This window comes from Macrococcus equipercicus (assembly GCF_024205945.1).
GTDB classification, from domain to species: Bacteria; Bacillota; Bacilli; order Staphylococcales; family Staphylococcaceae; genus Macrococcus; species Macrococcus equipercicus.
Genome location: NZ_CP073809.1, coordinates 1,820,047 through 1,834,398 on the forward strand (window position 1 = coordinate 1,820,047; position 14,352 = coordinate 1,834,398).

14 protein-coding genes and 1 pseudogene are annotated in these 14,352 nt (G+C 44.0%); 9 read left to right on the plus strand and 6 right to left on the minus strand.

The annotated features are described in order from the left end of the window. The first annotated feature begins 184 nt into the window (after window positions 1-184). The 5 genes and pseudogenes from pgaC (at window position 185) to KFV11_RS11710 (ending at window position 4,044) form a co-directional block, all read left to right on the plus strand. Window positions 185-1,438: a poly-beta-1,6-N-acetyl-D-glucosamine synthase gene (gene pgaC / locus KFV11_RS09660; protein WP_436970201.1), complete on the plus strand. Its 1,254-nt coding sequence runs from the start codon at window positions 185-187 to the stop codon at window positions 1,436-1,438. Then, the gene (icaB, locus tag KFV11_RS09665; RefSeq protein ID WP_496113305.1) at window positions 1,390-2,565 is read left to right on the plus strand and encodes an intercellular adhesin biosynthesis polysaccharide N-deacetylase; all 1,176 of its coding nucleotides are present in this window, start codon (window positions 1,390-1,392) and stop codon (window positions 2,563-2,565) included. Before pgaC ends, icaB begins: the two co-directional genes overlap by 49 nt. Next, window positions 2,562-3,605 (plus strand): acyltransferase family protein, encoded by a 1,044-nt coding sequence (locus KFV11_RS09670; protein WP_254249822.1) that lies wholly within the window; start codon window positions 2,562-2,564, stop codon window positions 3,603-3,605. Before icaB ends, KFV11_RS09670 begins: the two co-directional genes overlap by 4 nt. A gap of 20 nt (window positions 3,606-3,625) precedes the next feature. Beyond that, window positions 3,626-3,838, plus strand: a pseudogene (locus KFV11_RS09675) (AarF/UbiB family protein); the annotation flags it as partial. Window positions 3,839-3,909: 71 nt separating this feature from the next. Beyond that, window positions 3,910-4,044 (plus strand): hypothetical protein, encoded by a 135-nt coding sequence (locus KFV11_RS11710; RefSeq protein WP_302054839.1) that lies wholly within the window; start codon window positions 3,910-3,912, stop codon window positions 4,042-4,044. 87 nt (window positions 4,045-4,131) lie between these two features. Here KFV11_RS11710 and KFV11_RS09680 read toward each other — a convergent pair whose 3' ends face one another. The 4 genes from KFV11_RS09680 to groES all read right to left on the minus strand — a co-directional run bounded on the left by KFV11_RS09680 (window position 4,132) and on the right by groES (window position 7,255). Further along, entirely contained in the window at window positions 4,132-4,302 is a 171-nt protein-coding gene (locus KFV11_RS09680; RefSeq protein ID WP_254249823.1) for a hypothetical protein, read from the minus strand. 65 nt (window positions 4,303-4,367) lie between these two features. Then, window positions 4,368-4,931 carry a hypothetical protein gene (locus tag KFV11_RS09685; protein WP_254249824.1) on the minus strand — a complete coding sequence of 188 codons (564 nt, stop codon included), beginning with the start codon at window positions 4,929-4,931 and terminating at the stop codon, window positions 4,368-4,370. 368 nt (window positions 4,932-5,299) lie between these two features. Further along, window positions 5,300-6,919: a chaperonin GroEL gene (gene groL, locus KFV11_RS09690; RefSeq protein ID WP_149459853.1), complete on the minus strand. Its 1,620-nt coding sequence runs from the start codon at window positions 6,917-6,919 to the stop codon at window positions 5,300-5,302. 51 nt (window positions 6,920-6,970) lie between these two features. Next, entirely contained in the window at window positions 6,971-7,255 is a 285-nt protein-coding gene (groES, locus tag KFV11_RS09695; protein WP_149459852.1) for a co-chaperone GroES, read from the minus strand. 172 nt (window positions 7,256-7,427) lie between these two features. On the opposite strand from groES, the gene mroQ reads away from it, so the two are divergent. Beyond that, window positions 7,428-8,195 carry an intramembrane glutamic endopeptidase MroQ gene (gene mroQ / locus KFV11_RS09700; protein ID WP_254249825.1) on the plus strand — a complete coding sequence of 256 codons (768 nt, stop codon included), beginning with the start codon at window positions 7,428-7,430 and terminating at the stop codon, window positions 8,193-8,195. 51 nt (window positions 8,196-8,246) lie between these two features. Here mroQ and KFV11_RS09705 read toward each other — a convergent pair whose 3' ends face one another. Next, window positions 8,247-9,671, minus strand: a complete 1,425-nt coding sequence (locus KFV11_RS09705) for a phosphate--AMP phosphotransferase (protein ID WP_254249826.1) — start codon at window positions 9,669-9,671, stop codon at window positions 8,247-8,249. Between the two features lie 109 nt (window positions 9,672-9,780). Here KFV11_RS09705 and KFV11_RS09710 point away from each other — a divergent pair, with 109 nt between their 5' ends. After that, entirely contained in the window at window positions 9,781-11,478 is a 1,698-nt protein-coding gene (locus KFV11_RS09710; protein ID WP_254249827.1) for a M3 family oligoendopeptidase, read from the plus strand. Between the two features lie 56 nt (window positions 11,479-11,534). On the opposite strand, the gene KFV11_RS09715 is transcribed toward KFV11_RS09710, so the two are convergent. Beyond that, complete coding sequence (locus KFV11_RS09715; RefSeq protein WP_254249828.1) at window positions 11,535-12,548, minus strand: LPXTG cell wall anchor domain-containing protein; 1,014 nt, start codon at window positions 12,546-12,548, stop codon at window positions 11,535-11,537. Between the two features lie 235 nt (window positions 12,549-12,783). On the opposite strand from KFV11_RS09715, the gene KFV11_RS09720 reads away from it, so the two are divergent. Together KFV11_RS09720 and KFV11_RS09725 are read left to right on the plus strand one after the other, a co-directional pair. Then, window positions 12,784-13,635, plus strand: coding sequence for a VOC family protein (locus KFV11_RS09720; protein WP_254249829.1), 852 nt, complete (start codon window positions 12,784-12,786; stop codon window positions 13,633-13,635). A 35-nt stretch (window positions 13,636-13,670) separates the two neighbouring features. After that, entirely contained in the window at window positions 13,671-14,306 is a 636-nt protein-coding gene (locus tag KFV11_RS09725; protein WP_149459846.1) for a nitroreductase family protein, read from the plus strand. The last annotated feature ends 46 nt before the right edge of the window (window positions 14,307-14,352 follow it).

Below are 14,352 nucleotides of genomic sequence, written 5' to 3' on the forward strand. Positions count from 1 at the left end.
TGTAAGATATTTAATTCTATCTTTTATTAATTCATTATTTTAATGTATAAAAGAAGACATTATGAATAGATATGACACTTTTTATTATTTATTTTAAATATTACTATTCTCATATGGAAAGTTAAATCTCATTAATGATTCTGCTTTTCAATACAATCCATTGACTAGAAGGAGATGATTCTATTTGACAGCCTTAATTAATGCATTCGGTGCATTCCTGTTGTTCTATCCTATCACTATGGCACTCTTCTGGGTGATCGGCTCTTTATTCTATTACTTGATTATAGAAAGAAAACTGAAATGGAAGCAGCAGATGACAAGCGAGGAAGGCATCACATTTTTAGTGCCCTGTTACAATGAGGCTGAGACAATTGAAGAGACCATCAGAAATCTTCAGTCATTAAGCTATCCGAAGAAAGAAATCATCATTATTAACGACGGCAGTTCAGACCAGACATCCGCCGTTATTAAAAAACTGAAAACGCAGTATACATTCCAGTTCATCGATTTAACAGTCAACCAAGGGAAAGCTCAAGCTTTGAATACAGCTGTGAAATCCGCCCGCTACAACTACATCATGTGTATTGATGCTGATACAATCATGGATGATGACGCGCCGTATTATATGATTAAACATTTAATTGATGATTCAACGCTCGGGGCAGTGACCGGCAACCCAAGGATACGGAATAAGTCATCACTGCTCGCAAAAATACAGACGGTCGAATATGCCAGCATGATCGGCAGCATTAAACGGGCGCAGACGATGAACGGTTACGTCAATACGATCTCCGGGGTCTTCACGCTGTTTAACAAACAGGCGCTGGAGGACGTCGGCTTCTGGGATATCGATATGATCACTGAAGACATCGCCGTCTCCTGGAAATTCCACACAGCCGGTTACGGCATTCGCTATGAGCCGCGTGCCTTATGCTGGATGCTTGTCCCGGAAACACTGTCAGGTCTCTGGAAACAGCGTGTACGCTGGGCTCAGGGCGGCCATGAAGTACTGTTGAGAGACTTTAAGAAAGTCGTATCAACATTCAATTTCCCTTTATGGTTTTTGTATTTTGAACAAGTGTTATCAATCATCTGGGTGTACAGTACGTTATTTATATTAGTAGCATCTCTCCTAAGTTTTAACTTCCTTGATTATTACTACTATGAATATCACTTTTCCATTTTCATACTTTCAGCCTTTTTGATGACTGTCACCAACTTAGTGCAGTTCTCCATCGCCATGTTAATTGACAGCAGATACGAAAAACATCACTGGAGCTACTTGTTCTTCCTGAGCTGGTATCCAACGTTCTACTGGCTGATCAATGCAGTCGTCGTCGTATTTGCACTACCTAAAGCATTGAAGCGTAAGAAAGGAGTGTTTGCGACATGGACAAGTCCAGACAGAGGCAGTATCCAGTGGTCAAATCAAGACTGAACTGGATACGTGAATTATTTATTTTACTGTGCTCAGCGATTTTATGGAGTTACTGCTTTATGGTAATAGCCGTCTTAGCGGCAACTTTGTTGAACACAGACACTTATCTCATCCAGTTAATCAGAACGATGCTGAATATCGAACGCGATCAAATCATCATCTTATATAGACTTTTCACGCTGATTGCCGTGGTGATCACCTTATATTTAACGTTCATCTGCATCAGACGACAACGTTCAGTCAGTTCTCAATCAAGACGCCGTTCTCTGCTGTCGGATCAGTATCACGGCGCAGCAAAGAAGTTCTTTAATATGCTACTGCTGCTCCTTGTGCTGTCATTAATCGTCAACGATTCAGCAGCAGCTGTTAAGAAACTGCCGGCAGACAAAAATGCCTGTCTCGGCTTAAATTATCACCGTGTCCGTGAGCAGAACTTTATTGACAGCATGCTGATGCTGCTGTCCAACAGCAAGGAGCTTAATATTTACAGCATTACTGATCAATCATTCGACAACCAGCTGAAATGGCTGACCGCTCACAATGCACGTTTTGTAACCCTTGATGAACTGCTCAGCTATAAGGAATCCGGGCATTTTCCTGCCCGCTGCGTCTGGATCAACTTCGATGACATGGATTCCACCATTGAAAAAAATGCGCAGCCGATACTCAAAAAATATAATGTACCTGCTACCGGCTTTGTCATTACAGGAGAAGTCGGCAATCCGAACTTCCATAATTTAAAGATGATAGATTATAGCGGCTTAAAAGCGATGGAGGACTCGGGGTTATGGACATTCGCCTCGCACACAGACAAACTGCATTCGATAGTCAAAAAAACATCGATGTTCATCAGACCGGAAAATCAGGCCGCTATACAGCAGGACATCAACAACAGTACAGATTATCTGGCAGAAAACTTAAATGGTAACGTAACAGCGATGGCTTATCCTTATGGTCAGATTGATGATGAAGTGATTGAAGAGCTCAAAAAGACTCAGCTGACGTACGGCTTTACGCTGGAAGACGATGTCATTACTCCTGACAGCGACGATTACTATCTCCCGCGCATTTTGATCAATGACGATTCATTCAATACACTTGTCAAAACATGGGAGGGATTTCAATGAATATAAAGACGCCGAAGACAGAGCTGAATTATTTAAGGATTATTTTCTGTCTAATAATCATCACGACACATATACTGACAGAATATACATTGAACTATCAGCCGGACGATAAACAGATCAAAGTCATCTACTGGATCAGAATGGCCATTATTTTCGGCACACCGGGATTCATCATGCTGTCACAGCTGCTTGTCACGATGAACTATAAAGCAGCACTGCCTAAAAATTACTTGTCCTCACGGTTCAGCTTTATCGTCGTCCCTTATTTAATCATCGGCTTGTTCTACAGCTTAAGTGAAAGCCAGGCGAACGGTCACACTTACTGGCATGAATTCATGTTTGCCGTTGTCTCAGGCAACTGGCACGGTTACTTCGTCATCGTCATCGTCCAGTTTTTTCTCTTGAATCTCATTGTCTACAAATACTTTCCGGGATTGCTGGGCTCTAAATTAGCGGTCGTCGCTGCTTTCGCTGTCAATACCGCTTATTTATTCGCCCACAACACGATTGAGCCTTTCAGTCAGTTTATGGCCGCTTATTATCCGCTCAGCCCCGATACTTTCATACTTGGATGGATCAGCTATTATTTCATCGGTTCATATATCGGACTGAATTACGAGCGCTTTTTGACGTTCGTCAAAGAACATACGACAGTTGTCATCATCATGGCCATTGCCTCCTATATGCTGTTCATAGTCATCAAGCAGCACGATTACTGGGATGTCAGCAGCTTTAACTATGCGACTATTTTATTCACTGCCTGCATGTTTCTATTAATGCTGAGAGTCAGTACAACAATGACTTCATTTATGCCCAAAACAGCCGCCCAGATCAGCGCCTATTCATTCTTCATCTACTTGTTCCACCCACTGATACTCGATGCTGTCTACAACTATACATCACGCTTCCAGGAACATACCATCCTGTTCATCTCGACGTCAATCATCATCGTCCTTGGATGCTGCATCGGTGTCGGCACACTGCTCCGTGACTTCCCGATATTCAAATACGTCATCGGCAAGCAGCCCTATAAGCTCTAACTCAAAATGAGGTTAAGACATCTATATCAACCAGTCAGATTCTGGTGATGGAAATGATTAACGGGACAAGTATCAGTAAAACGGCAGTTGAACATCCTGAAACGATTACCGCTCAATTGATCAATGCCTTCTTAAACCAGATACTTGTTATCGGTACATACCATGCCGACCCTCATCCTGGTAATATTTTTATCATTCATGACGGAGACATCGCATTGATTGAGTTTGGTTGAATCGGTCGGTTAACGCGTAATGAACGGTTTGGGATGATGTCATTTTCGATTTCAATCAACGGAATGCTCATATGATGGCTGACGGGCTGCTTGGTCTGTGTGAAGAGACGACGGAACCCGAAGCGCTGTACCCGCAGATGGAGCAGCTGCTAATGAAACAGATGATAACGATCATCTCAAAACTCGGTCTATCGTTAAAACCGTAAGTAGCTGGTGTATTCAGAACCATCATCACACTGGACGGGATACTGACATTCATATGTATTATTTCAAATAATAATTTGTCATATTTATTAACACTGTTTATTCAAAATAAAAAAGAGAGCATTAGCCCTCTTTAACAGCAGTAGGATTATTTTGTTGAGTTTCTTCACCATCACCTCATCAGTAACTTTATCAGTTAATGAATTTCCTACTAAAAGCTGTTTTGCTTCTGGCTTATCAACTACAGGTTGCTCTGCCACTGGTTGCTCAACTGTTTCAGATTCACTCCTACTAATTAATACATCGCTTTCAACATTGTCATCAATTACCGTCTATCTAAATTTCTTGAATCATTTGTTCCAATAGCAATAGGCTTTACTGTAATCTTCTTAACCACTGGCTTCGTAGTAGTTGTTGTCTTAGGCTGCGGCTTTGTTGCCTTAGGCTGTGGCTTTGTTGCCTTAGGCTGCGGCTTTGTTGCCTTAGGCTGCGGCTTTGTTGCCTTAGGCTGCGGCTTTGTTGTCTTAGGCTGCGGCTTTGTTGTCTTAGGCTGTGGCTTTGTTGCCTTAGGCTGTGGCTTTGTTGCCTTAGGCTGCGGCTTTGTTGCCTTAGGCTGCGGCTTTGTTGCCTTAGGCTGTGTTGTTGTAGTCGTTGTTGGCTTTGTAACTACTTTCTCAGGCTCGCCACGACTAATTAATACTTCACCCTCAACCATATCATCAATTACTTTATTAGCATCAGTTATTCTAAAATATGTTCCAGTATCAACAGGTTTTACTGCTGCTTGGTAACCCGATGACGCCGCTTCTGCTACCCCATTAAATTGTGGTGCTAATAATGCCCCTGTCAACACTGCTCCCGTTAATACTGTTCCCTTAGTTTTTTTCATTATCCTCAATGTTAGCAACCATTTTTCATCCCCTTAGTTACTAACTCCTCCTTGTTTTTAGGCTGGGAAACCTTACTTATCCTTCTAAAAGATCATAGTTCTAAAACATGGGTGTGAAGAAGTTCATTGCTACATCTGTTTCACTTCATTTTAAAAGATTATAGTTCTAAAACGCAAGCAGAAGGTTGTTGACATCAGCAAAAGTTTCACTTCATTCTAAAAGATCATAGTTAAGTTAAAATAAGCTTAAAGCGTAAAAGTGGTATTCATACCAACACCTCACTGTGTCAGTGAGGTTTTTTTATTTATCATAAAGCTACTAAAAAAAGCACTTTCCAGAACTAACTGGAAAGTGCTTACTCTTTATATTACATCATCCCCGGCATGCCGCCCATTCCCATGTCTGGTGCTGCTTCTTTTTCCGGGATGTCTGCGACGACTGCTTCTGTTGTTAAGAACATCGCTGCGACGGATGCTGCGTTCTGTAATGCGGAACGTGTCACTTTAGTCGGATCCACGATACCCGCTTCAATCATGTTCACCCATTCGTCTGTCGCTGCATTGTAACCGACACCTGTTTCAGCGTGTTTGATTTTCTCAACGATGACTGAGCCTTCAAGACCTGCATTTTCAGCGATCTGACGGATCGGTGCTTCTAATGCTTTCAAGACGATTTTGACGCCTGTTGCGACGTCGCCTGCTGCTTCTACTTCAGCAACTTTGTTGTAGATGGATACTAATGCTGTACCACCGCCTGCGACAATACCTTCTTCTACTGCTGCACGTGTAGAGTTCAGTGCATCTTCGATACGAAGTTTACGCTCTTTCAGTTCTGTTTCTGTTGCGGCACCGACTTTAATCACTGCCACACCGCCTGCAAGCTTCGCTAAACGCTCCTGCAGTTTTTCTTTGTCGAATTCAGAAGATGTTTCTTCAATCTGTGCTTTCAGCTGTCCGACACGTGCGTCGATGTTGCTTGAGTCGCCTGCACCTTCAACGATTGTTGTATCGTCTTTAGTGACATGGACTTTCGCTGCTGTACCGAGCATGTCGATTGAAGTTTCTTTCAGTTCAAGACCTAAGTCATCAGTGATGACCTGGCCGCCTGTCAGTATCGCTAAATCTTCAAGCATGGCTTTACGGCGGTCACCGAAGCCCGGTGCTTTCACTGCGACTGCTGTGAACGTGCCACGCAGACGGTTTAAGACGATGTTAGTCAATGCATCGCCTTCGACATCTTCAGCGACGATCAGTAATGGACGTGATGTTTGAACAATCTGCTCTAAAATCGGCAGGATGTCCTGGAATGAAGAAATCTTCTTATCTGTGATTAAAATATACGGGTTATCCAAATCTGCTACCATCTTATCTGAGTCTGTGACCATATAAGGTGACGCGTAACCACGGTCAAACTGCATCCCTTCTACAACTTCAAGCTCTGTCTTGAAGCCTTTAGATTCTTCGATCGTGATGACACCGTCGTTACCGACTTTCTCCATCGCTTCAGAGATGAACTGACCGATCTCTTCGTCAGCAGCTGAGATAGCACCGACCTGCGCAATCTCTTCTTTGCTTGATACTTCTTTAGAGATTGCTCTTAACTCTTCAAGAGCGACAGCGACTGCTTTGTCGATTCCTTGACGGATGCCGACCGGGTTCGCACCGCTTGTGACGTTTTTTAAGCCTTCCTGAATCATCGCCTGTGCAAGAACTGTCGCTGTTGTTGTACCGTCTCCTGCGATTTCGTTGGTTTTATTCGCTACTTCTGCAACGAGTTTCGCCCCCATATTTTCGTAAGGGTCTTCCAGCTCGATTTCTTTCGCGATAGTTACACCGTCATTCGTGATTAATGGTGCGACGAATTTTTTATCTAAAACAACGTTACGTCCTTTAGGTCCTAAAGTCACTTTCACTGCATCTGCTAATTTATCAACACCTGCAAGCATTGAACGTCTAGCATCTTCTGAGAACTTGATTTCTTTTGCCATTCTAATAATTCCTCCTATTTGATAGTAAGCATATTTAGAAATTTTAAAGTTTTATTGTACGATTGCAAGTACGTCTTCTTCAGTCAGTACTAAGTATTTATCTTCTCCAAGCTTCACTTCAGTACCACCATATTGAGAATAAACGACGCGGTCGCCTACTGAAACTTCCATTTCAGCCCGTGTCCCGTTATCAAGTAAACGTCCAGGTCCTACAGCAACGACTGTACCTTCATTTGACTTTTCTTTTGCCGATTCAGTCAGGATGATACCACTTGCTGTTGTCTGTTCTTTTTCAGTTTTTTCAACTACGATACGATTACCTAATGGTTTTAACACGATACTTCCTCCTCAGATTGTAAAATGACTTAGCACTCTGTCATGTGAAGTGCTAACAATTAAATAATAATCAAAGAAGGTCAAAAAAGCAATTATTTTGCTGCATTAATTTTTTACGCGTCACAGAATTTAATGTACAATAAGACAGTATCTTGTCATAAAGGAGCAAACCATGAAAATTAGACGTCTCTGGGCCAATATTCTGATTGTCCTGATTTACGCAGCGTCACAGCTGTCATCACTCATCCCCCTGCTGATCTATCAAAATGATGGATTAACATCTAATGAACTGTACGCAAAAACCATTCCCTTTCTAGTCGGCGGGTTTATCATCGCCGCTATTCTTGTCTATTTTGTCAACCGTTCCATTATCAATGAAACAGCATTGGAGCGCTCGCCGAAAGAACGCTGGCGCTATACGATTATATGGATGGTTGCCGGGCTGTTCCTGGCGCTGTTCGCGCAGATGATCATGAATATGATCAACGTCTATATTTTCAATCAGCCGGTTGAAAGCCAGAATACGACGAATATACTGGATATTGCTCGGAAATTCCCGGTGTTCATCGTCCTTATTTCTGTCGTCGGTCCGATATTGGAAGAATTTGTCTTCCGCAAAGTTATTTTCGGAGAACTATACGAACTGATTAAGTTACCACGTGCTGCCGCTTTCATTGTTGCCGGAGCAATCAGCGGTCTGATTTTCTCGGCTGCGCATAATGATGTCGACCATACATTGATTTACATGGGAATGGCATTCGTCTTTGCCGGATTATATGTAGCGACGCGACGCATTATCGTGCCGATTGTCGCCCATATGACGATGAACACATTCGTTGTCCTCATGCAGCTCGTCTTCAGTGACCAGATTGAGCAGGCCGCACAAAAAGCAAAACTGTCTACACAGTTCATCTGGCTGAGTGTTAAACACTGGCTGTAATCAAATCCATAAAAAAACGCCAAACTCTCACTTGGCGTTTTTTGTATGGGGTTAAATATTGAGCCGTTTCTCGCAGTGCCCGATGATTGTTTTCAGCGCTTTAATCCGGGCTGCTTTTTTGTTGTTGGCAGGAACGATGACCCACGGCGCATCATCCGTTGATGTTTTTTCGATCATATCTTTACTCGCTTCCAGATAAATGTCCCACTTCTCACGGTTGCGCCAGTCCTCATCAGTGATCTTCCACTGTTTATCAGGCGTCTTCTCACGGTCTTCAAACCGCTTCAGCTGCTCATCTTTATCCAGCACCAGGAAAAATTTAATGATGATTGCCCCTTCAGTAATCAGGCTCTTCTCAAACTCCTTAATTTCTTCGTAAGCCCGCTGCCACTCAGTTGTACTTGCAAAGCCTTCCACACGTTCGACAAGCACGCGTCCATACCAGCTGCGGTCAAAGATTTCAATGTGTCCTGTTCGCGGCAGGTCAACTGCAAAGCGCCATAAATAAGGATGGGCAAGCTCTGTTTCAGTCGGCGCTGATATCGCGTTCACTTCGTAGCCGGTCGGGTCCAGCGCTTCACGCACGCGTTTAATATTACCGCCTTTACCGGCAGCATCCATTCCTTCATACACAAGAATGAGCGGCACTTTCTGCTCATACAGTGCATATTGAATTTCACGCATGCGGTTTTGCAGTGCAGGCAGCTGTTCTTTATAGTCTTTTTTGGACATGTCGTCTTCTGTATCGACAAAGAGGTCTGTCGTGAAATCCGCGGTGAACTTGCCGTCCACTTCCGGCTTTTTCTTTTTCTTATACTTTTTCAGTGCCTTTTCCAGTCTGTCGATGATCACTTCGTACATCTCGCTAATAGCCTGCGTACGTTCTGTATAGTTGATCGTCGTCCACGACGAAATATCAGCGGTATTGCTGATCAGTTCCTTCATGCCGTTCTCGTATAGTTCTTTCGGAATAGCATGCTCAAATTCTTCAGCCTTCCAGCGTGTCAGTGGATTTTCTTTTGTCTTCTCGATGTGCTCCTGACGCTTATCCTCGCTGATTTCCACATGGAACTTAATGATTTCATAGCCGTCATTGATGAGCAGCTTTTCAAAGCCTTCGATTTCCTGCTGCAGCACTTGATAGTCTTTGTAAATATCTTTTTTAAAGCCATGATATTCGTAGTCGAGAAGACTCGCATACCAGCTGCGGAAGTAAAGAGTTACTTCACCTCTTGCAGGCAGGTTGGTCCAGTAAGGGAACAGAAACGGCATGCGCAAGTCTTCAGGCGTCGGAGTTTTAGTCGCATAGAACTGCGTATACTTCGCATCGAGCGCCAGCAGCAGTTCGTTAGCAAGCCGTGATTTCCCAGATGCCGCTACCCCTTCAAACAAAACCATGACCGGAATTTTCGCCTCATGAGTCAAGCGGACAAGCTCTGCTGCTTTCAACGCTAATTCTTCGTTTACTTTTGTCATCCTATCATCCCCTTTTCGTTCCATAATAACATATAACACCTTTTGAAATATATTTCAAATCCCGAACAACTATTGTAATATTAAAGAAGATAAACAAAGGAGGATATCGATGACTACAACTTTTAAAGATTATACTTATCAGCGCCCTGACCTTGGTGCGACGAAGCAGACTTTTGACATACTGCTCGAGAAATTTTCTGCTGCTGAATCAGCAGAGGCTCAGCTTGCAGTGATCAAAGAGCTGAATCAAATCCGCAACGACATTAACACTAACTATTCATTAGCGATGATCCGTGCATCGATCGACACGAATGACCAGTTCTATTCCGATGAACGCGATTATTTTGACGATCATGCAGCAGCACTTGCAGCACTTGAAGCCGATTACTTCAAAGCATTGACGACCAGCGCATTCAAGGATGAACTGGAAGAGCGACTCGGCTCTCAGCTGTTCAGCCTCGCTTACAACGTCGTCAATTCCTATTCAGATGACGTCAAAGACTTGATCAATGAAGAGAACAAGATCAGCAGCGAATATTCCAAGCTGATTGCCAGCGCTGAAATTGACTACGACGGCAAAGTGCTGAACCTTGCACAGATGGCACCTTATACGCAGTCGACTGACCGTGCTGTCCGTAAAGAGGCTGCATTAAAAGTACAGGAATTCATGAGCACCAATCTCCATGCCTTCGATGATATTTATGACCGTCTCGTCAAAGTGCGCCACAAAATTGCCGTGACGCTCGGTTTCGAGAACTTTATCGAGCTCGGTTACATGCGGATGCAGCGCATCGACTATGATCAGACGATGGTGAGCAGCTACCGGAAACAGATTAAAGACCATGTCGTTCCGCTTGCAACAAAGCTGTACGACCGTCAGGCTGAACGCATCGGTGTCGACAAACTGAAATTTTATGATGAAGTCATCGTCTTTTTGAGCGGCAACGAAAACCCGAAAGATGAACCGGCTGTTATTCTAGAGAACGGCCGCAAAATGTATGAAGCGCTCAGTGCTGAAACTGGTGAGTTCTACGACTTCATGATGAAGCGGGAACTGTTTGACATCGAAGCTAAAAAAGGCAAAGAAGCAGGCGGCTACTGCACGTTCATCGATAACTACAATGCACCGTTCATCTTCGCGAACTTCAACACGACGGATCATGATATTACTGTGCTGACGCATGAAGCGGGTCATGCGTTCCAGGTGTACTCATCACGTGACCTTGAAGTACCTGATTACTTATGGCCGACCCATGAGTCATGCGAAATTCACTCTATGAGCATGGAGTTCTTCACGTATCCATGGATGGACTTATTCTTCGCCAATGCCGACAAGTTCAAATACAAGCACATCGGCGACGCTGTTCATTTCCTGCCGTACGGCGCTGCCATTGATGAGTTCCAGCATAGAGTTTATGAACGCCCTGATATGACCCCTGTAGAACGCCGCCGCGTCTGGACGGAACTTGAAGAGAAATATTTACCTCATCGTGATTATGATGGTATTTATCCCCTGTCAGAAGGTTCCTTGTGGCATCGCCAGGGACACGTCTTCAGCTCGCCGTTCTACTATATCGACTATACACTTGCTCAACTGTGCGCCTTCCAGTTCTTCAAGCGCAGCCGTGAAGACTTCGATGGTGCATGGCATGATTATTTGAATCTCTGCCGATTAGGCGGCTCCATGCCGTTCAATGCACTTGTCAAAGAAGCGGGATTAAAATCACCATTTGAGCAGGGAACACTTAAAGAAGTTGTCGACTATCTTGAAGATTATATCGACAGCATCGACGACTCACAGTTTTAATACACAAAAAAGCGGCAGGGATTCTTGTGAATCCCTGCCGCTTTATATGTGATTGATTAATGGATGAACGATCTACGAAGGAATAATAGGCCTGCGAATAACAGACTCACTCCTGCCCATAGCAAATTCGTGTGTTGTCCGGTGTCCGGTAGTTGTTTCAGCTGTGTTCCGCTCGTTTGATGAACTTCCTTGTGTTCAGCAGCCTGTTGTTCAGCAGGCATTTTTTCAGTGAACTGCTGTACAACGGGCGGATTTCCGGCAGGCTGCTGTTCAGCGGCTTTTTTTTCAACGTGCGGCTCAGCGGTTTTTGCTGTTCCCGCCTGATGTCCGGGGACTTGTTGAGTGACCAGCTGATTCACTTTATGATCAAGAGACCGGTAGTAAGATTCTCCTTCAACCGGCGAGAACTTACCTGGCCGAATTGTTGCCGGTGTCGACGGTTCAGCTGGACGTGCAGGTTCAGCCGTTCCTTCTGGAGCCGTCCGCTCATTTGATGCTGGTTGCTCAGTCGATGCCGGTTGCTCAGGCACTGACTGTTCACTGTGTACAGACGGCGTTTCAGCTGAATAAGGTTCTACAGACGGCGCTTCAACTGTAGCCGGTTCGGTCGTTGGCGCAGATGCCGCCTCCTCAGAAGAATTCACAGGCAGATTTTCAGGCGACACCACTTCAATCTCTGCTGTGCTGTCTTCCACTACTACTGATTCGGTTTCCTGAAATTCGGTCATTTGAGGTTCTGCCGCTGCAGGAGCAGACGTTGCTGCTTCTACTGGTACCGATTCCAGCATTTCTGACTTCGTCATTGGACGTTCTGTCGTCGGCTGCTCCGTTGATGCTGACTCAGTTGCCGGCTGTTCAGTGACTGGCTCGGCCGCTGCTTCAGTAACATTTACCGGCGGCACTTCAGACGATACGACGGTTTTGTTTTCTCCAGTTGCCGCTTCAGTCGCTGCTACTTCGCCCGCAGCAGGCACTGTATTATTTTCAGATTCTGCAGCATAAGTTATTGAACTTACCAGCGCACCGGAAAAAAGCACTGTCAGACAAATAGAGTATTTAAACTTATGCATAATTAATTCCTCCAATTTATGGTTATCCTAATTATATAAGATAGCGCTGAGGAATAGGGTGAAGTTCCGGTATTGTTATCTATTCTTAATAATATATATACGACTGCAATATCTTTATTCCTTATTTAATTAATAGTTAAAATGCTGTAATAAGCATCTGTAGTTACAACTTTACTTTTTGGATGAATGATAATATTGTAAGTAGTAAGTATAAAATATATATCAAGGAGTCAATATGGAAACTAAATTTTTTACGACTGACACTCATATGGGGGCTGTACATTTAAACGTGAATTTCATGGATAATTCTATTCGCTTCTATACTGATATTATCGGGTTGAAAGTTATAGAGCGTAACAGTCAGTACACGATGCTCGGCACCGGTGAACAGCCGCTGCTTTATCTTTATGAAACAACATCACCGCGTAAAGCACGACAGGCAGGCCTTTATCATATGGCTTTCCTTGTGCCTTCCCGCACGGAGCTCGGCAATGTCTTCCAGCATTTAATCAACACCGGTTATCCGCTGAGCGGCGCAAGCGATCACTTTGTGTCAGAGGCCATCTATCTGCAGGACCCTGAAGGGAACGGCATTGAAATATACCGCGACGTGCCAAGTATGGAGTGGACGTATGACGATAACGGCTTCATCAATATGGGAACAGTCGAGATGGATTACCAGGGCGTGCTTGATGCGAATGACGGCTCTTCGTTTAACGGGCTTCACCCTGATACAGTGATGGGGCATGTTCATTTATCGGTGAAAGAATTACCGGAGACGATTAAGTTTTACGAAGATGTGTTCGGTCTTGATGTCATGACTTTGTACGGCAGTCAGGCAGCCTTTATGAGTGCCGCAGGTTATCATCACCATCTCGGTCTGAATACATGGGGACGGGCAGAAGATACAGCTGAACTGAATGATCCCGGCCTCCGTAAATATGAAATCAACTTCCCGAATTTCGAGGATTTCGAATATTTTAAAAATAAATTGACGGAATTAGGATTAACTACTGATAGAGATGGGAACTCAGAACTTGTAAGAGATCCGAACGGCATTGGAATCCGGGTCATGTTCAAACAGTAGCCGTATACTGATAATCTATTGAAGGAGTGATTATGATGAGTTTATTTAACAAAAAAGATGACAAGCAGGAATACAAGCATTTAGAAGGGGCAATGGAAAAAAGACGGTCAGTGTATCACTTAGAACCGAAATCTCCTATATCAGATGCTGAAATCGAAAAGATTTTAACAGAGGCAGTTAAATTTGTACCATCAGCATTCAATTCACAGAGCACACGTATCGTACTGTTGCTGAACGATAACCATAAAAAACTCTGGGACTTAACAAAAGATGCGCTGCAGGAGGTAATGGGTGCAGACCGTGACTTCGCAGCAACTGAACAGAAGATCAATAGTTTCAAAGCAGCTTACGGCACTGTTTTATTCTTTGAAGACACAGGAGTCGTCAAGGGATTACAGGAGAAATTTTCGAGCTACGCTGCCAAGTTTCCGCAATGGAGCGAGCATACAAATGCTATGCACCAGTATGCCATCTGGACTGCATTCGCCGTTAAAGGCTTAGGCGCGTCATTACAGCACTATGACGGTGTCATCGACGAACAAGTCTACGAAACATTCAGCCTGCCAAAAACATGGCGCCTGATTGCCCAGATGCCATTCGGCTCTATCGGGTCAGAGCCGGGTCCAAAAGACATTTTACCTGTCGAAAACCGTCTGATCATTAAGAAATAGTTTAAAAAGCCGCTCAGCTGAGCGGCTTTTTTGTGGCGTCTGCAAG

Coding starts and splice junctions, on each gene's coding strand:
- icaB (WP_496113305.1), top strand. CDS start 1,390: ATGGACAAGTCCAGACAGAGGCAGTATCCAGTGGTCAAATCAAGACTG.
- KFV11_RS09670 (WP_254249822.1), top strand. CDS start 2,562: ATGAATATAAAGACGCCGAAGACAGAGCTGAATTATTTAAGGATTATT.
- KFV11_RS11710 (WP_302054839.1), top strand. CDS start 3,910: ATGATGGCTGACGGGCTGCTTGGTCTGTGTGAAGAGACGACGGAACCC.
- KFV11_RS09685 (WP_254249824.1), bottom strand. CDS start 4,931: ATGAAAAAAACTAAGGGAACAGTATTAACGGGAGCAGTGTTGACAGGG.
- groL (WP_149459853.1), bottom strand. CDS start 6,919: ATGGCAAAAGAAATCAAGTTCTCAGAAGATGCTAGACGTTCAATGCTT.
- mroQ (WP_254249825.1), top strand. CDS start 7,428: ATGAAAATTAGACGTCTCTGGGCCAATATTCTGATTGTCCTGATTTAC.
- KFV11_RS09705 (WP_254249826.1), bottom strand. CDS start 9,671: ATGACAAAAGTAAACGAAGAATTAGCGTTGAAAGCAGCAGAGCTTGTC.
- KFV11_RS09710 (WP_254249827.1), top strand. CDS start 9,781: ATGACTACAACTTTTAAAGATTATACTTATCAGCGCCCTGACCTTGGT.
- KFV11_RS09715 (WP_254249828.1), bottom strand. CDS start 12,548: ATGCATAAGTTTAAATACTCTATTTGTCTGACAGTGCTTTTTTCCGGT.
- KFV11_RS09720 (WP_254249829.1), top strand. CDS start 12,784: ATGGAAACTAAATTTTTTACGACTGACACTCATATGGGGGCTGTACAT.
- KFV11_RS09725 (WP_149459846.1), top strand. CDS start 13,671: ATGAGTTTATTTAACAAAAAAGATGACAAGCAGGAATACAAGCATTTA.